At 55.1% G+C, this 16,867-nt stretch carries 12 protein-coding genes and 2 tRNA genes; 8 read left to right on the top strand and 6 right to left on the bottom strand.

Annotated elements, in window-relative coordinates:
• Positions 1 to 21 precede the first annotated feature (21 nt).
• The 4 genes from AC13D2_RS09940 to AC13D2_RS09925 all read right to left on the bottom strand — a co-directional run bounded on the left by AC13D2_RS09940 (position 22) and on the right by AC13D2_RS09925 (position 4,233).
• On the bottom strand, positions 22 to 2,451 hold the full coding sequence (locus AC13D2_RS09940; protein ID WP_292050361.1) for a bifunctional diguanylate cyclase/phosphodiesterase: 2,430 nt from the start codon (positions 2,449 to 2,451) through the stop codon (positions 22 to 24).
• 221 nt (positions 2,452 to 2,672) lie between these two features.
• Positions 2,673 to 2,748, bottom strand: a tRNA-Glu gene (locus AC13D2_RS09935).
• A gap of 148 nt (positions 2,749 to 2,896) precedes the next feature.
• Positions 2,897 to 3,802: a TIGR01777 family oxidoreductase gene (locus tag AC13D2_RS09930; protein ID WP_292050362.1), complete on the bottom strand. Its 906-nt coding sequence runs from the start codon at positions 3,800 to 3,802 to the stop codon at positions 2,897 to 2,899.
• 44 nt (positions 3,803 to 3,846) lie between these two features.
• Entirely contained in the window at positions 3,847 to 4,233 is a 387-nt protein-coding gene (locus tag AC13D2_RS09925; protein ID WP_292050363.1) for a sirohydrochlorin chelatase, read from the bottom strand.
• A gap of 96 nt (positions 4,234 to 4,329) precedes the next feature.
• On the opposite strand from AC13D2_RS09925, the gene AC13D2_RS09920 reads away from it, so the two are divergent.
• The 5 genes from AC13D2_RS09920 (at position 4,330) to AC13D2_RS09900 (ending at position 8,701) form a co-directional block, all read left to right on the top strand.
• Positions 4,330 to 4,932: a DUF924 family protein gene (locus tag AC13D2_RS09920; RefSeq protein WP_482938554.1), complete on the top strand. Its 603-nt coding sequence runs from the start codon at positions 4,330 to 4,332 to the stop codon at positions 4,930 to 4,932.
• A 145-nt stretch (positions 4,933 to 5,077) separates the two neighbouring features.
• A tRNA-Gly gene (locus AC13D2_RS09915) sits at positions 5,078 to 5,153 on the top strand.
• A 140-nt stretch (positions 5,154 to 5,293) separates the two neighbouring features.
• Positions 5,294 to 6,103 carry an MOSC domain-containing protein gene (locus tag AC13D2_RS09910; protein ID WP_292050365.1) on the top strand — a complete coding sequence of 270 codons (810 nt, stop codon included), beginning with the start codon at positions 5,294 to 5,296 and terminating at the stop codon, positions 6,101 to 6,103.
• A gap of 1 nt (position 6,104) precedes the next feature.
• On the top strand, positions 6,105 to 8,033 hold the full coding sequence (locus AC13D2_RS09905; protein WP_482938553.1) for an ATP-binding cassette domain-containing protein: 1,929 nt from the start codon (positions 6,105 to 6,107) through the stop codon (positions 8,031 to 8,033).
• The gene (locus AC13D2_RS09900) at positions 8,030 to 8,701 is read left to right on the top strand and encodes a DUF6901 family protein (RefSeq protein WP_292050367.1); all 672 of its coding nucleotides are present in this window, start codon (positions 8,030 to 8,032) and stop codon (positions 8,699 to 8,701) included. Before AC13D2_RS09905 ends, AC13D2_RS09900 begins: the two co-directional genes overlap by 4 nt.
• Before the next feature lie 21 nt (positions 8,702 to 8,722).
• On the opposite strand, the gene AC13D2_RS09895 is transcribed toward AC13D2_RS09900, so the two are convergent.
• Both AC13D2_RS09895 and AC13D2_RS09890 read right to left on the bottom strand, forming a co-directional pair.
• Complete coding sequence (locus AC13D2_RS09895) at positions 8,723 to 9,154, bottom strand: universal stress protein (RefSeq protein ID WP_292050369.1); 432 nt, start codon at positions 9,152 to 9,154, stop codon at positions 8,723 to 8,725.
• A gap of 156 nt (positions 9,155 to 9,310) precedes the next feature.
• Positions 9,311 to 10,126 (bottom strand): hypothetical protein, encoded by an 816-nt coding sequence (locus AC13D2_RS09890; RefSeq protein WP_292050370.1) that lies wholly within the window; start codon positions 10,124 to 10,126, stop codon positions 9,311 to 9,313.
• Between the two features lie 446 nt (positions 10,127 to 10,572).
• Between AC13D2_RS09890 and fadB the strand changes: the two genes are divergently transcribed.
• The 3 genes from fadB (at position 10,573) to topA (ending at position 16,813) form a co-directional block, all read left to right on the top strand.
• Positions 10,573 to 12,720, top strand: coding sequence for a fatty acid oxidation complex subunit alpha FadB (fadB, locus tag AC13D2_RS09885; RefSeq protein ID WP_292050372.1), 2,148 nt, complete (start codon positions 10,573 to 10,575; stop codon positions 12,718 to 12,720).
• 33 nt (positions 12,721 to 12,753) lie between these two features.
• The gene (gene fadA, locus AC13D2_RS09880; protein ID WP_292048206.1) at positions 12,754 to 13,929 is read left to right on the top strand and encodes an acetyl-CoA C-acyltransferase FadA; all 1,176 of its coding nucleotides are present in this window, start codon (positions 12,754 to 12,756) and stop codon (positions 13,927 to 13,929) included.
• A 247-nt stretch (positions 13,930 to 14,176) separates the two neighbouring features.
• Positions 14,177 to 16,813 carry a type I DNA topoisomerase gene (topA, locus tag AC13D2_RS09875; RefSeq protein ID WP_292048207.1) on the top strand — a complete coding sequence of 879 codons (2,637 nt, stop codon included), beginning with the start codon at positions 14,177 to 14,179 and terminating at the stop codon, positions 16,811 to 16,813.
• Positions 16,814 to 16,867: the final 54 nt, after the last annotated feature.

The following is a 16,867-nucleotide window of genomic DNA, read 5'->3' as shown; positions in this document are numbered from 1 at the left end:
TGATCCATCGCCAGAGTAGCTTCAGTTGGTGCTGGATCGGACGGCGCGCTGATTGGTCTTCAGCCAGTCCTGAAACTCATTTTCGGGTATGGGCCTGCTGTAGAAATAGCCTTGAGAGTAGTCACAGCCTTCGTGTTGCAGGAAGTGGGTCTGAGCTTCTTCTTCCACGCCTTCGGCAATCACACGCAAGCCAAGACTGTGGGCCATATTGATGATTGCCTTCACCAGTGAGGCGTCCTCCTGCTCCTTCATCACATCCTGAACAAAGGATTTGTCGATTTTCAGGGTATCAAAGGGGTAGCTCTTGAGGTAGCTGAGCGCCGAGTATCCGGTCCCGAAATCGTCGACCGACAGGCGAATGCCGGATTGATCCAGTTGTCGTAAGATGTCGGCGGTTTCTATGGTGTTATCAAGGATCAGCCGCTCAGTGATTTCCAGTTCCAGTTGCTGGGGAGGCAGCCCACTGGCTGCGAGGGCATTCATGACTGTGTCGATAAACCCCGGGTCCCTGAACTGCCTGGGAGACACGTTGACTGAAATGCCAATGTCAGTGCCCGTGGATTCTTTCCAGCGTATGGCCGCCATACAGGCTTCCTGCAACACCCATTCGCCGATCGGTGTTATCAGGCCCGTTTCTTCCGCCAGCGGTATAAACCGATCGGGCATGACCATACCCAAACCGGGGTTGTTCCAGCGCAGCAGAGCTTCGGCAGAACAGAGTTGGCCGGAATCGGTGTGAACAATGGGCTGGTAGTAGAGTTCAAACTCCTTTTGCTCCAGGGCCCGCCGCATCAACGATTCCATCTGCAGCCGTTCGTGGGAGACTTCCGTCATTTCCGGGGCAAAGTGTGCATAGGCACTTTTGCCCTTGCGTTTGGCCTGATACATGGCGGCATCGGCGTGTTGAAGTAGGCTACCGCTGTTGTCGGAATCAGTCGGGAAGATGGAGATGCCGATACTGGTGGTAACGAACACTTCCTGGCCGTTGAGCAGATAAGGAGGGGCAAAGGTTTTCAGGATACGCTCGGCCACCTGGGAAGTCGCCTCGGGCCCGGTCAGGCCGGGAAGTATCACTAGAAATTCGTCACCGCCGAGCCTGGCGACAGTGCTGGTGCCCCGCAGACAGCTGGAAATACGTCGTGCAGCTTCAATCAGAAGATTGTCGCCAGCGTCATGCCCGAGGGTGTCGTTAATGTGCTTGAAGTTGTCCAGGTCGAGAAACATCACACCGACCAGGGAACTTTCGCGCCTCGCCTGTGCAAGAGCCAGTTTCAGGCGGTCCAGAGCGAGCATTCGGTTGGGAAGCCCCGTCAGGATGTCGTAGTTGGCCTGTCTGAGCAGTTGTTGCTCGTAGCGTTTGCGGATGCTGATGTCCTCGCCAAGAATCAGGTAACCCGTGGCCTCGCCCTTCGAATTCTTGATGGGGGTTACGATCAGTTGTTCCCAGAAGCGCTCACCGTTCCTGCGGACACTGTTAATTTCGCCCTGCCAAACACCCACGCGTTGAACCTGAAGCCGGATGGATTTCCACAGTTGGCGGTTTTCTCTGTGAGCCTGGACGTCCTCTGAAAGCACGCCCGGGTGTTTTCCGGTGATGGCGGCAGCGGCATAGCCGGTGAGTTGGCTGAACTTCTGGTTAGCGTATTCGATACGCCATTGGCGATCGCAGATCAGTACCGAGGAGGGGCTTTGCTCAATCGCCTTGGAGAATTTTCGGATTTCCTGAGCATCACGTTCCTGTCGGTCCAGGTCGTCATTCAGCCGTTCGCGCATCTGGTTGATGGCAACGGTGACCTGGGCCAGTTCGTCACTGCGGTTCAAGGGGGTGTTTGGTCGATCAAGCTCAAGTGGGTTTGACAGGTTGCTAAGGGAAAAATTGCGGGCGTAGTTGGCCATTGTGGTCAGATGCCGCGCCACGAAGTGTTGGAAAATCCAGATGATCAGTATCGATACGAAGAACGTTTTCAGGAACTGGGTGGTCAGTACAAGCACAACCTTCTGGCGCATATCAGAGAAGACGCGTCTGAGGTCTGCCGTAATGGTCAACTGGCCAAGGCTGAACATTTCATCACCCTGGTGGTTGAGGTTGAAGGTATGGCTTGTGGTTTTTGCGTCGCGGGGAATTTCCCCCATGATCAGTTCGGAGTCCGGTTCGATCTTGAGCCTGAGATGAACAATGTCCGGCAGGCTGAGTATGCCTTCCAGTTGCGTTTGGAGGAGCTTTTGGTCCAGCGCCCAGAGGCTGCGGGCCAGACTCGAGGTGTACCCGGTTTCAACCACCATCATGCGATTGTCAATCTGTGACAGGTCTTTTCGGTAATCCGAGTATATCTGAATCGCTGAAGCTATCAGCGTGAACGCGGAGCTGAACAACAGAATGTACGCGAGTAGCCTGAAGGACAGGGGAGACCCGGTTCGAAATCGTTGCAGGCGAGTCAACAGTTTTTGCATGTCCTATACTTCAGCCACCCTGGGAGGTTTCAGAGAGAATGGTCAGACGGTGTTCTCAGGACTATAGCAGCAGTTTCTTGCAAACGCCTCGCAAATGCAGGAAAAACCGGGAGAAATGTGTCGCTGTTCAGGATTTGTTAATGTCTTGAGACTGGTCAACGTGCGGGGGTTACGGGACACCTGCGTATGAGGGAGGAGTCATTAAAAAGAAGCTGTGAAATTGGCGTCCCCTAGGGGGTTCGAACCCCTGTTGCCGCCGTGAAAGGGCGGAGTCCTAGGCCACTAGACGAAGGGGACGCATCGCTTCAAAACCTTGCCTCGTCGAGGTGGCGCGTATATTAAGTAAGGCGATACTTGCTGTCAAACAGTTTTTTAAAAAAATCAAAGTCTCCACGAACAAAGTAGGGCCATCGAGGAGATTGTCCGGTACCGTGCCCGGAATGCCTCAATATTTGACCGAATTCGCCAGGGCTGGGCTCAAGTCCGGATACTGGAAATGAAACCCTTCGGTTTCGAGTCTCTCAGGTATGGCCATTTGCCCGGTCAGTAACAAGCGGGACATTTCCCCCAGCGCCAACTTAAGGATGGGGCTCGGTGCCGGGAAAACGGCCGGCCGCCCCAAAACGCCGGCAAAGCACTTTGTAAACTGGCGATTGGTGACCGGATTGGGGCTCACGACGTTGTAGGGGCCTTTGGCCGTCTCGGATTCGATCATCCAGATAAGCGCAGCAACCACGTCGTCCCGATGAACCCAGGGCATGAACTGTTCGCCATCGCCAAGCCGCCCACCGAGACCCAGGCGGAACGGTAGAAGCATACGCTGCAGGAAGCCGCCACCCGGGCCAGCAACAATACCCGTCCGGGACAGGCAAACGCGAACGCCGTCAGCCTCCAGGCTCAGAGCCTCCTGTTCCCAGTCACGGCACATGCGATGGGTGAATTCGTCATGGGGTTGAGTCTGCTCAGTCACGCGTTCACGACCTTGGTCGCCGTAGAAGCCCACTGCGGAGCCGGACACCAACACGCGCGGAAGTGATTCCCAGCTTCTTACGACGCTTGCCAGCAGATTAGTCAGGCGGATACGGCTGTCCCGCAGTTTGTGTTTACGGCTATCGGACCAACGTTTGTCCGCTATGCCTTCGCCAGCCAGGTTGATGACGGCGTCGAACCCCGGGTGATCTCGCAGCAGCTCAAGATCTCCCGCTACCTCCACACGTCCGCAGAGCGCCTGAACGTTTGCCGTGGACTGTCTGCTGAAGACGGTAAGTGCGTAGCCCTTGTGGATCAGTTGTTGGCACAGTGGTTGACCGATGAAACCGGTGCCACCAGTGATCAAAATCCGATTATCCATTGCCGCTCACTCCTATGTCAGTGACTGATATCCGTCGGAGGTGGCTATGCCGGTTGCTTGTGGCTGTCGAGTTCATGGATCACAACGTCACGAATAGCCTTTCCCAGTTCCGGGTTTTCCCCAATTGGTGGTGCAAGCGTAATGCTGACTCCGTGCCGGGTTTGTAGGTCTTCAATCATTGCGGGAACGTCTTTTCTGAGATGACGGCCCGCCGCCAGGAACAGCGGCACGACTGTATACCGTCGAATGCCTTCACTCGATCCCTCGCTGATAACGGTATCGAGGGAGGGCTCAGCCAATTCCATATAGGCAATGCGGGCACCCGGCACAGACTCCAGCGTGGGGGTGGCCAATGCTTCGAATGTCCGGCACCAGCGCTCATCGCTGCTTCCGTGGGCAAGTAGGATTATTCGGGGCGCTTCTCCGCTCATAGTGTCTCCTGGTATGAATAAAAGCAGGGATATTGATGTAAAGTGTAGCAGCCGCGGGCCTGCCACAGTGCTGCTTAATGACGATAGGATGTGTATATGTTCGATTGGAAAGAGATTCTGGATTTCTGGTTCGGTGAACTTGATGAGCACGGCCTGCCGGACAGTTTTCACAGGAATCGTTGGTTCCGTTCCACCCGCGCTTTCGACCAGGAAATCCGGCGACGTTTCCTCTCAATGGTACTTTTCGCTTCAGAGGACGGGTTGCGGCACTGGCGCAAGAAAGCCGGTGGGGCGCTTGCAGAGATCATCCTGCTGGATCAGTTCACCCGAAATATTCATCGGGGCGGTGCATTGGCGTTTTCCAATGACCGTTTGTCGGTAAAGCTCTGCAAGGCAGCCATGCGAGATGGTCGGGATATGGAGTTGCCCCCGGTAAAGCGAGGCTTTCTCTATATGCCGCTACAACATTCAGAGAACCGTGAGGACCAGGAGCTGTCCGTGGAGTGCTATTCACAATTAGCCACCGCCACCGATGGTATTGCCGGAGATTTCATGGACAGTTTCCTGCAATCCGCGCGTGACCATCGGGATATCATCCACCGGTTCGGCCGTTTTCCACACCGTAACCAGGCTTTGAAACGTTCCTCGAGCCCGGAAGAGCAAATCTATCTGACTAACGGTAAGCGCTTCGGCCAGTAAACGTCTTCAAATCCCTTCAACTGGTCGCTACGGCCAAGTGCAGGCACCAGGAGTTCGTGCGGTCATGAATATCCGGATAAAAAAGGCACCGAAAAAGTAGTTGACGAACCAGGATGAATCCGTAGAATACGCGTCCGTTGATCAAGCGGGAATAGCTCAGTTGGTAGAGCACAACCTTGCCAAGGTTGGGGTCGCGAGTTCGAATCTCGTTTCCCGCTCCAGATTCCGGAAACCCGGTCTTTTCGAAAGAAAAGACCGGGTTTTTCATTTTTAGCCAGCAAGCCACAGTCTTCATACCTCGTTCTCGGTTATACTGCCAGGTCATATTGGATGCCTTGTTGTCAGTGTTTCGGGAGCGCCCATGCAGGTACATTCTTTGTATGTCTATCCGGTCAAATCCTTGGCCGGAATACAGGTTTCCTCGTTCGATCTGGACGAGTTCGGCCCGGCCGATGACCGCCGCTGGATGATCGTTGATTCCGAGCGCGAGTTCGTCACCCAGCGAAGCAATCCGGAACTCGCGATGATAAAAACCCGGCTGGAATCGGGGCAGGTCATTGTCGATATACCGGGGGAGGGTGAGTTTCCGTTGTTGCCGGATACCGAGGAGTGCCGTGTCAGGGTCTGGCGGGACTGGGCGAAAGCTGTCTACGAAGGGGGAGGGGCATCCGCTGCACTGTCCCGATACTGCGGCCAGGCATTTCGCTTTGTTTTTATGCCCGAGGAAACCTTCCGCCGCGTTGATACCGGCCGGGTTACCGAGTATCGTCGGGTCAGCTTTGCCGATGGTTTTCCATTCCTGATCGTCAATCTTGCGTCCCTTGAAGAGTTGAATTCACGCCTCGATTCGGCCATCGATATGCGACGGTTCCGACCGAACATTGTCGTTGAGGGCGCGAACGCCTGGGATGAGGACGGCTGGACATCTGCACGCATCGGAGACACGGCATTCACGTTGGTAAAGCCCTGTTCCCGGTGCGTTGTGACCACCGTGGACCCGGATCGAGGCGTAAAGTCAGGAGATCTGCAGCCTTTAAGAACGCTAGGAACCTATAGGCGGACCTCCGACGGCGTCATTTTCGGAATGAACGCCATTCATGAATCGGATGGGGCCATCCACGTCGGCGATCCGATTACCCTGGAAACGACTGCCACAACGGAGAATCAGTAACGTGCCATTGTTAACGCTGGATGCCGTATCCCTTGCTTTTGGCATGCAGCCATTGCTCGACCAAGCCTCTATGACCATCGAGGCGGGTGAACGTGTGTGTCTTCTTGGCAGGAATGGCGAGGGAAAATCCACATTACTGAAGATCGTCAGCGGTGAGGTGACGGCGGACGGCGGCGTTGTCCGGCTGGACGACGGCGCGATCCTGTCGGTGTTGCCCCAGAATCTACCCGTCAATGATACTCGGACCGCCTATGAGGCGGTTTCCGGTGCCTTCCCGGAAACCGGGGAATTGCTCGCGGAGTTTCATCGGCTGTCCCAGACTGCGGATGAAGCCAGTCTGGACCGGCTGATGAAAGTGCAGGAGCGCCTTGAGGCTTTGGATGGCTGGCGCCTGGACCAAAAAGTCGGCGCCATCCTCGAGCAATATGGCATCGACCCGGAGCAGTGTCTGAACACGCTATCCGGGGGTTGGCAGCGACGTGTCCTGTTGGCGCGCGCCCTGGTAACCGAGCCGGATATCCTGTTGCTTGATGAGCCTACCAACCACCTGGATGTGCCCGCTATTGCCTGGCTGGAAGAGGCCCTTGGTCAGTTCCGTGGCGCGATTCTGTTCGTCAGTCACGACCGTGCGTTCATACGCCGTATGGCCACGCGGATCGTGGAACTGGACCGCGGGCATCTGGTGAGTTTCGCTGCCACATACGACCGTTATCTGGACCTCAAGGAAAAGGCCCTGGAGGAGGAGAATCGCCAGAATGCGTTGTTCGACAAGCGGCTAAAACAGGAAGAAGCGTGGATACGCCAGGGGATCAAGGCCCGTAGGACGCGCAATATGGGCCGGGTGAGGGCGCTAAAGGCTATGCGTGAAGAGCGCCAGCAACGTCGCGAACGAGGCGGAACCGCGAGCTTTTCGGTGGAAGACGCTGCCCGTTCCGGGAAACTGGTGGTGGAAGCCAGTGATGCCGGCTTTGCCTATCCTGATGGTACTGCGGTTATTCGCGACATGAATATGACCGTCCTCAGGGGCGACAAAATTGGTCTCGTTGGTGAGAACGGCACCGGGAAGACCACCCTGGTCCGTCTAATGCTGGGAGACCTGAAACCCACGGACGGCAGGATTCGCCTCGGCACCAATTTGCAGATTGCTTATTTCGACCAGCTTCGCGGTGAGCTCGACCTTGAACGCAATGCGCTGGATAACCTGTCCGAGGGGCGGGAGTTCATCGAAATCAATGGCCAGAGCAAGCATGTTCTGGGTTATCTGCAGGAATTTCTGTTCAGTCCCGAGCGGGCGCGCTCTCCTGTGCGTGTCTTTTCTGGTGGTGAGCGTGCACGCTTGCTACTTGCCAAGCTCTTCAGTAAGCCAGCCAATATCCTCGTGCTGGATGAGCCAACCAACGATCTGGACGTGGAAACCCTGGAGTTACTCGAATCCCGGTTGGTGGAATTTGCCGGTACTGTGATCGTTATCAGCCACGACCGCGAGTTTCTCGATAACGTCGCCACTGATACGGTGTTCCTCGACGGCTCCGGTAAAGTCGCTGAGTTTGTCGGTGGCTATACCGACTGGCGGAGGCAGGGTGGTCGGTTTCCTTCCGAGGGTGTAAGCCGGAAGGCCACCAAACCGCCAAAGAACCAGAACCCGGTACCGGAAAAAAAGCCGGAAGCGCCGGCCGTGGCAGATACCAAAAAAACAAAACCCGTAAAACTCAGCTACAAACTCAAGCTTGAACTGGAAAAACTTCCGGGCCAGATTGAAGAGCTGGAGACGGAACTGGAAGAGCTTCGAGCCGAGATTTCTGATCCGGAATTCTACTCCGGGCCCGCTGAGAACGTCTCCTCGACCTTGGCGGAACTGGGGGACAAGGAAGCCCACCTGGAGAAGGTCATCGAGCGCTGGATGGAACTGGAAGAACAGGCGAATCAATGAATGTAACGTATCACTTCAAGCTTGAAGACAAACGTTCAGAAACTTTTAAAGTAACCGATCGGCCGGCCGATCCGACGGGCAACCTGCCGAGCTGGACAAAGTTGGAGCACTGCCAATGCTCCAACTGCCCGCTTAAACCGTCAGAGTCGCCGCGATGTCCCGCCGCAGTTGAAATACTTCCGGTTGTCAACGCCTTTCAGGCAGAAGATGCCTATCAGAGGGTGAATGTAGAGGTGACCGACGACCGTAGGAGTTATTCAAAGGGCACCACACTTGAGGAAGCCCTGAGGTCCTTGCTGGGACTGAAAATGGCGACAAGCGGGTGTCCGGTGCTGTCCGAATTAAAGTCGATGGCTGTGCATCACTTACCGTTTGCCAGCAATGATGAGTTCATCATGAGGAGTGTGTCTCACTACCTTCTGCAGCAGTACCTGGCGAAACGCAATCATCAAGAGCCCGACTGGGAACTGAAAGGACTGGTTGAGAGAAACCAACGTCTGCAATTGGTCAACCAGGCGTTATGGCAGCGCATCCATTCGGTATGCAAGGGGGACAGTAACCTGAAGGCGTTGCTGAACTTCTTCTCAATGGCCTCAAGTGTAAGTTTTTCCCTGGAAAGTCAGCTCCGTAAACTGGAAGCAAAAATGAAAGGCGACGGCGCCGTTTGAGGCGCCGCGACCCTAGTCCGGCTACTGGATACGAACCGCAAGGACATCGCAGACAGTGCCGTGCAATACACCGTTGGCGGTCGATCCCAGAAGCAGCTGGAACCCTTTGCGGCCGTGGCTTCCGACAATCACCAAGTCCACGCTCTGTTCCTCCGACAGCCGATGGATTTCGGATTCCGGGCGTCCCACGGTTACTATTTGATTGTCTTTCCCTACGTCGTACTTTTCACCATACCCGGCGAGCTGTTCCTTCGCGGCCTTGTCCAGTTGGTCCTGAAGTTCCGTCAGATCCATTGGTATGTCGCCCCCATAGGCGTAGCCAACAGGTTCGACCACGTGCACCAGCATCAGTTCGGCACCGTGGGCCTTGCTTATTTCGATAGCCTTGTTGAGTACCTGGGGGGCCTCTTCAGTCAGATCGATTGCCACCAGTATCTTCTTGTAGATCGACATCGCATCGCTCCTTAGCGGATGGGTCAAGCTCTTTGTTTACCAGAGCAATACCTTATACTAAAAGTGTAAACCAATACTGACAGGTATCAATTACTGACCGGAAAGGTGAGAGAGTGCGTTGGCTGGGGTAACAGGCCGCCCCAGCCAGTAGGGATGTCAGGCGTTTTCGCGCAACAGGCCAATGGTTGTCTCCAACCCACGGAGAATGCCTTTGGAATAGCGGTCGATCACAAAAGCAACGTTATTGTCGTTGTAATTGATGTAGGAATTGCGAATAAACTGCCACTTGGAGGTCAGGTCGTCCAGAGCCGTTTTTAGTGGGCCCTGAGCCCCGCCTTCGGTGATTCGGGACAGTAATGCGTCGAACTGCCTTGCCTGCTCGTCAAGAGGGATGTCGTTCGATGAGCCCTGGAAGGTCTGTGCGCTTGAGGAGTGGGTGCGGGCAGAGTACTTGGCCATCATTTGTGCCATAGTGACTGCTGCCGAGCGTGCGGCTTCAACTCTTTGGGCGGTTGCGATTTCGGTGCTTTCTCGGGCGACTGCGTACATCTCTGAAGCCACCTGGTTCATCGATAACGCCTGGTTCGCCATATCAGACACCAGGCGCAGATCGGGATAGCCGGTGTTGCGCACGTCGTTGATGTTGCTCCGCATCAGATCCTTGAACTTGTCGAACTCCACGTTGAGGCTTTCTACCTGCTTTCCGGATAATACGCCGGCAGTACTGTCGGCGACCGAATTCATGGATTCGTTGGCGGCATTGATACTGGCAACAATCTCGTTCAGGGTTTCGGTATCGCCGCTTGCGCTGAACCGATAGTAGGCGTCCAGTGCCATGTAGTTGTTGACCCGGAAATTATGCAGATCCGAAAGGAAGCCGTCGCCTTCCTGGGCGCGGACCGTAAAAGAGGTAATCAGTAACAGCACGAGCGCCGTTACCAGGGAACGTACCCGCAAGCGAGCGTCTTTCATCGGATGGGTCTCCGTTAAGGCTGTTTTATTATTGTGGACTAAAGTCTTAGGCTGAAGGTAAAGTAACTCTGCCGACCAATCAAGTTGTTTTAAGGGGCGTGGCGGGAGTAAATGTAAACAAATTTAAAATTTACGTGATAAAGCTCTCGTTTTGCATCAATACCCTTAACTACGTGCTTGATAAACAACAATTCCATTCGCCTTCTGATGCCGTTCGGCTGTCCATTTGGAGGCTGGTCGGGTTGATTCTTCCAGAAACAAATTGACAAACGAGCCGTTTTTTCTCATCGTGTCACACCACGATTCAAACGACTGTATGAATTTTGGATCGCTTGATCGGGTAGTGATAGAAAACAGTGACCGAAATCTCGCTGCATCAGCGGTCGCCTTGCGAAGCGCTTGTGTGGCTGTTTCAGCAGTTCCAAACACAGACTGGAGATCAGTTGATGATTTACGAAGGTAAAGCCATCACGGTTAAAGAGATCGAAGGCGGGATCGCTCAGTTGAACTTTGACTTGCAGGGCGAGTCAGTGAACAAGTTCAACCGTCTCACGATTGAAGAGCTCCGCGCCGCGACTGACAAACTGGAAGCGCAGAAGGGCCTGAAAGGCCTTGTTGTGACCAGTTCCAAGGACAGCTTTATTGTTGGCGCCGACATCACGGAATTCACCGACCTGTTTGCCGGGCCGGAAGAAGACCTGGTTGCCAACAACCTGAAGGCCAACGAAGTATTCAGTGCGATTGAAGACCTGCCTTTCCCCACGGTTACCGCCATTAACGGAATGGCTCTCGGTGGTGGTTTTGAGATGTGTCTGGCCACCGATTACCGGGTGATGGACAAGAAGGCCAAAGTCGGTCTTCCGGAAGTAAAGCTGGGCATTTTCCCGGGTTTTGGCGGCACTGTGCGTCTGTCCCGTCTGGTCGGTGTTGACTACGCGGTTGAATGGATCTGCGGCGGCACTGAGAACCGTGCCGACAAAGCTCTTAAAGTGGGTGCAGTTGATGCCGTACTTGAGGGTGAGAAGCTGGTAGAAGCAGCCATTAGCATTATCAACCAGTGCAACGACGGCAAGCTCGATTACCAGGCGCGTCGTGAAGAGAAGAAGGGCAAGATCAAGCTGAACGCCATGGAAAGCATGATGGCTTTCGAGATCTCCAAGGCGTTCGTTGCCGGCCAGGCTGGCAAGAACTACCCGGCCCCGGTCGAGGCGATCAAGGTCATGCAGAAGCATGCCGGCCTTACCCGTGACAAAGCGATCGAGGTTGAGGCCAAAGGCTTCGCCAAGATGGCCAAAACCAACGTGGCAGCCTGCCTGGTTGGCCTGTTCCTGAACGATCAGGAACTGAAGAAAAAGGCCAAGGCCTGGGAAAAGGAAGCCAATGACGTGAAACTGGCGGCCGTTCTGGGCGCTGGCATCATGGGGGGCGGTGTGGCCTACCAGTCCGCGTTGAAGGGTACGCCCATCATCATGAAGGACATCGCCCAGGAAGGTATCGCTCTGGGTCTCAAAGAGGCGAAGAAGCTGCTTTCCAAGCGCGTTGACAAGGGTAAGATGGACGCCAGCAAGATGGCTGACGTTCTGAACAGCATCACACCGACCTTGAACTACGGCGACTTCAAGAACGTCGATCTGGTTGTCGAAGCGGTTGTTGAGAACCCGAAGGTTAAAGATGCGGTTCTGCGTGAAACGGAAGATCACATTCGCGAAGACGCGATTCTGACGTCAAACACTTCAACCATCTCCATCGACCTGCTGGCCAAGAACCTGAAGCGCCCTGAAAACTTTTGCGGTATGCACTTCTTCAACCCGGTACACATGATGCCGTTGGTTGAGGTTATACGCGGCGAGAAGACCAGCGACCGGGCGATTGCCACCACAGTTGCCTACGCCAAGGCTATGGGCAAGACACCGATCGTTGTTAAAGATTGCCCCGGCTTTCTGGTCAACCGGGTTCTGTTCCCGTACTTCGGTGGTTTTGTGAACCTGGTGCGTGACGGCGCTGACTTCCAGCACGTCGACAAAGTTATGGAAAAGTTTGGCTGGCCGATGGGCCCTGCCTATCTGCTTGACGTGGTTGGCATGGATACCGGCAAGCACGCCGGCGAAGTCATGGCTGACGGCTTCCCGGACCGCATGAAGCACGAAGGTACTACCGCCATTGACGTGATGTTCGATAACAACCGTTACGGACAGAAGAACGACAAGGGCTTTTACAAGTACGAACTGGACCGCAAGGGCAAGCAGAAAAAGGTTGTCGACGAAGAAACCTACAAGCTGCTTGAGCCGGTTGTTCAGGGTAAGAACGACTTCAGCGACGAGGACATCATCGCCCGTATGATGCTGCCTCTGTGCCTCGAGACCGTTCGCTGCCTGGAAGACGGCATTGTTGAAGACCCGGCAGACGCCGATATGGGCCTGATTTTCGGTATCGGCTTCCCGCCGTTCCGTGGTGGTGCCCTGCGTTATATCGACGACATGGGTGTCGACAAGTTCGTCGAACTGGCAGACAAGTTTGCAGATCTTGGTCCCCTGTACCATCCGACCGAGAAGCTGCGTGAAATGGCCAAGACTGGCGAAAAGTTCTTTGGCTAACCCTGAACGAGATTTCCGAACGGAGAAAGATCTATGAGCCTTAATCCGAGAGACGTTGTCGTCGTCGATTGCGTGCGGACTCCGATGGGGCGTGCCAAAAACGGCTGCTTCCGCAATGTACGTGCGGAGACCCTGTCGGCTGCGCTGATCGAAGCACTGTTTGAGCGCAACCCGAAGCTCGACCCGAAAGAAGTTGAAGATGTGATCTGGGGCTGTGTGAACCAGACCAAGGAGCAGGGCTTCAACGTGGCGCGTCAGATTTCTTTGCTGACCCGTATCCCTCATGAGTCTGCTGCGCAGACCGTGAACCGTTTGTGTGGTTCTGCCATGAGCGCGATCCACACCGCCGCCCAGGCGATCCAGACTGGCAACGGTGACGTGTTCTTCGTGGGCGGTGTTGAGCACATGGGTCACATTCCCATGACCGACGGTTTTGACCACAATCCGGCTGCGTCCAAGTACTCTGCCAAAGCGTCCAATATGATGGGCCTGACCGCGGAAATGCTCGCCAAGATGCACGGCATCACCCGCGAGCAGCAGGACGAGTTTGGCGCACGTTCACACCGTCTGGCTCACGAAGCCACTCAGGAAGGCCGCTTCAAGAACGAAATCGTTCCGATTGAAGGCCATGACGAGAACGGCTTTAAAGTGCTGATCGAGGAAGACGAGACCATTCGTCCCGAAACCACCGTTGAATCACTGGGTCAGCTGAAGCCAGCGTTCGATCCTAAAAACGGTACAGTAACTGCAGGTACGTCCTCGCAGCTGACTGACGGTGCAGCAGCCATGGTGCTGATGTCCGCAGAACGTGCCGAGGCACTGGGCCTGAAGCCGGTCGCCAGGATCCGCAGCATGGCCGTTGCCGGCTGTGATCCCGCGATCATGGGTTACGGTCCGGTTCCGGCCACCAAGAAGGCGTTGAAGCGTGCAGGCCTGAAAGTCGAAGACATCGACTTCTGGGAACTGAACGAAGCCTTTGCGGGTCAGTCCCTGCCGGTCCTGAAAGACCTGAAACTGCTGGGTGTGATGGAAGAGAAAGTGAACCTGAACGGTGGCGCGATTGCCCTTGGGCATCCGCTGGGTTGTTCCGGTGCACGTATCTCCACAACCCTGCTGAACGTCATGCAGGCCAAAGGCGGTAAGCTTGGTGTTTCCACCATGTGTATCGGCCTGGGGCAGGGCATTGCAACGGTGTGGGAGCGTCTCTGATTCATTAACCGTAATCAGTAACGCTGTCTCAGGAGGCCCGGCAAATGCCGGGCTTTCCTGTCTCTGACTGTAGAAAAAGGCGCCTGGAAATAAAAGAATGGGTTGTCTTGCTTTTCTTGACCCTGTAAAACAATGCACCTATACACTTGTGGCGGCTATGGACTGTTTTCTAGCCGACTGATTTTACAGCGAGTTTACGGTTTGCTGATTTTTTAACCGATTATCGCCAAGGACACAGATCTCCGATATGGGTAAAAGCCTCGTTATTGTCGAGTCGCCAGCGAAAGCGAAGACCATCAACAAATACCTGGGGTCCGACTTCATTGTGAAGTCCAGCGTCGGGCACATTCGCGACCTTCCTGTCAGCGGTAGCGGCTCAACGTCAGATCCAAAAGAACGCGCCAGGCAGGCCGCGTTGACCCGCAAGATGAGCCCGGAAGAAAAGGTGATTCACAAGAAGCGGAAATCCAGGGAGCAGCTGGTTGCCCGTATGGGGGTCGACCCTGACCAGGACTGGAGCGCCCGGTACGAGATACTGCCCGGCAAGGAAAAGGTTGTCAGCGAACTCAAGCGGCTGGCGAAATCCGCCGATCATATCTACCTCGCGACGGATTTGGACCGTGAAGGGGAGGCGATCGCCTGGCACCTCCAGCAAACCATTGGCGGTGAGCCGGAAAAATATCGTCGCGTTGTGTTCAATGAGATCACCAAACGTGCCATCCAGGAAGCCTTCAAGGACCCGGGAAACCTCGATAACAACCGCGTGAACGCTCAACAGGCACGCCGATTCCTCGATCGGGTTGTCGGCTATATGGTATCGCCATTGCTGTGGGCCAAGATTGCGCGCGGTCTTTCGGCCGGCCGGGTTCAGTCGGTTGCGGTGCGGCTTATCGTCGAACGTGAGCGGGAAATTCGTAAGTTCGTTCCCGAAGAATTCTGGCAGTTGCATGCAGATCTGGCGTCCAAGCAGGCCGAGCAACCCGTTCGTTTTGAAGTGACCCGGTACGACGATAAAGTCTATCGTCCGGTTAGTGAAAAGCAGAGTACCGATCATGTTGAGCGCCTGGAGAATGGCACGTTCAAGGTTGCCAAACGAGAGGACAAGCCGACACGCTCCCGTCCCTCTGCACCCTTCATTACCTCCACGCTGCAGCAGGCTGCCAGCAACCGGATGGGGTTCAGCGTCAAGAAAACCATGATGTTGGCGCAGCGCCTCTATGAAGCTGGCTTCATTACCTATATGCGTACCGACTCGACCAATCTGAGTCAGGACGCCGTGAGCAGTTGCCGCGAATTTGTCAAAAAGCAGTTCGGCGATAAATTCCTGCCGGAGAAGCCAAGGGTATACGGCAGCAAAGAAGGCGCCCAGGAGGCTCACGAGGCCATCCGACCGACCGATGTGAGTCGTAGGCCAGCTGATATAAGCGGCCTGGAGAAAGACGCTGAAAAACTCTACGACCTGATCTGGCGCCAGTTTATTGCCTGCCAGATGGCGGATGCTGAATTCCTGAGCACGTCCATTGTGGTCGCCAACGGTGATTACGAGCTTCGTACCCGGGGCCGGATCATCAAGTTTGAGGGTTTCCTCAAGGTGGCACCCCAGTCGGGCAAGAAAGATGAAGACGTCGCGCTTCCTGATATCAAGGTCGACGAAACCCTGGCGTTGAAGAAGCTCGACCCCAGCCAGCATTTCACCAAGCCGTCGCCGCGCTACACTGAGGCGAGCCTGGTCAAGGAGCTGGAGAAGCAGGGGATTGGAAGACCATCCACCTACGCATCGATTATCTCCACCATTCAGGACCGCGGCTACGTCCGTTTGCAGAATCGCCGTTTCTACGCCGAAAAGATGGGCGAGATTGTCACTGAGCGGTTGTCGGAATCCTTTCCGAACCTCATGGACTTTGACTTCACCGCCAGAATGGAAGATGAGCTGGACGACATCGCTGGTGGCGAGGTGGACTGGAAAAAGGTTCTCAACGACTTTTACGGTCGTTTCCGCCTGCAACTCGAAACCGCTGAGAGCGGCGAAGACGGGAGTATGCGGGCGAATACCCCGACCGAGACTGACATTCCATGTCCGACGTGCAGTCGCCCGATGCAGATCCGGGTGGCCAGTACCGGCGTCTTCCTGGGATGTTCAGGTTACTCCCTGCCACCCAAAGAACGTTGCAAAACAACCATCAACCTGGTTTCCGGTGACGAAGTCGTCAGCGCCGACGAAGACGTCGACGGTGAAGGTGAAAGCCGTCTTTTGCGCAAGAAGCGACGGTGCCCGAAATGCGGAACTGCCATGGACAGTTACCTGGTGGACGAGGGTCGAAAGCTTCATGTGTGCGGTAACAACCCCGATTGTTCCGGCTATGAAGTGGAGAAAGGCACGTTCCGTATCAAGGGCTATGAAGGTCCGACCCTGGAGTGCGACAAATGCGGCTCTGAAATGCAGCTCAAGACCGGGCGTTTCGGTAAATATTTCGGCTGCACCAACACCGAATGCAAGAACACCCGTAAACTGCTGAAAAGCGGCGAGCCTGCGCCGCCCAAGATGGATCCGGTGCCGATGCCTGAACTGCAGTGCCAGAAAGTGGAAGACACCTACGTGCTTCGTGACGGCGCTTCCGGTTTGTTCCTGGCTGCCAGCAAGTTTCCCAAGAACCGGGAAACGCGTCCGCCGCTGGTGATGGAGATCAAGCCGCATCGTAAGGAAATTGATCCGAAGTACGATTACCTGATGGACGCTCCGGAACGTGATCCGGAAGGAAATCCGACGGTTATCCGTTATAGTCGGAAGAGCAAGGAACAGTACGTGATGTCGGAAAAAGACGGCAAAGCAACGGGTTGGTCTGCGTGGTTTGTGAGCGGCAAGTGGCAGCCGAAAGAGAAGTGAGGAGCTGCTTCATGGCAGGATGGGCTTGATACCCATCCTGCTGGTTGTTTGAAA

The sequence above is a fragment of the Marinobacter sp. B-12 genome (genome assembly GCF_056857915.1).
Note: the sequence above shows the minus strand (reverse complement) of the source record. Positions and strands in the feature narration are given on the sequence as shown.

What these genes read in the sequence shown, in the direction of transcription:
- AC13D2_RS09940 (WP_292050361.1), bottom strand. Translation starts at nt 2,451, where the DNA reads ATGCAAAAACTGTTGACTCGCCTGCAACGATTTCGAACCGGGTCTCCC.
- AC13D2_RS09930 (WP_292050362.1), bottom strand. Translation starts at nt 3,802, where the DNA reads ATGGATAATCGGATTTTGATCACTGGTGGCACCGGTTTCATCGGTCAA.
- AC13D2_RS09925 (WP_292050363.1), bottom strand. Translation starts at nt 4,233, where the DNA reads ATGAGCGGAGAAGCGCCCCGAATAATCCTACTTGCCCACGGAAGCAGC.
- AC13D2_RS09920 (WP_482938554.1), top strand. Translation starts at nt 4,330, where the DNA reads ATGTTCGATTGGAAAGAGATTCTGGATTTCTGGTTCGGTGAACTTGAT.
- AC13D2_RS09910 (WP_292050365.1), top strand. Translation starts at nt 5,294, where the DNA reads ATGCAGGTACATTCTTTGTATGTCTATCCGGTCAAATCCTTGGCCGGA.
- AC13D2_RS09900 (WP_292050367.1), top strand. Translation starts at nt 8,030, where the DNA reads ATGAATGTAACGTATCACTTCAAGCTTGAAGACAAACGTTCAGAAACT.
- AC13D2_RS09895 (WP_292050369.1), bottom strand. Translation starts at nt 9,154, where the DNA reads ATGTCGATCTACAAGAAGATACTGGTGGCAATCGATCTGACTGAAGAG.
- AC13D2_RS09890 (WP_292050370.1), bottom strand. Translation starts at nt 10,126, where the DNA reads ATGAAAGACGCTCGCTTGCGGGTACGTTCCCTGGTAACGGCGCTCGTG.
- fadB (WP_292050372.1), top strand. Translation starts at nt 10,573, where the DNA reads ATGATTTACGAAGGTAAAGCCATCACGGTTAAAGAGATCGAAGGCGGG.
- fadA (WP_292048206.1), top strand. Translation starts at nt 12,754, where the DNA reads ATGAGCCTTAATCCGAGAGACGTTGTCGTCGTCGATTGCGTGCGGACT.
- topA (WP_292048207.1), top strand. Translation starts at nt 14,177, where the DNA reads ATGGGTAAAAGCCTCGTTATTGTCGAGTCGCCAGCGAAAGCGAAGACC.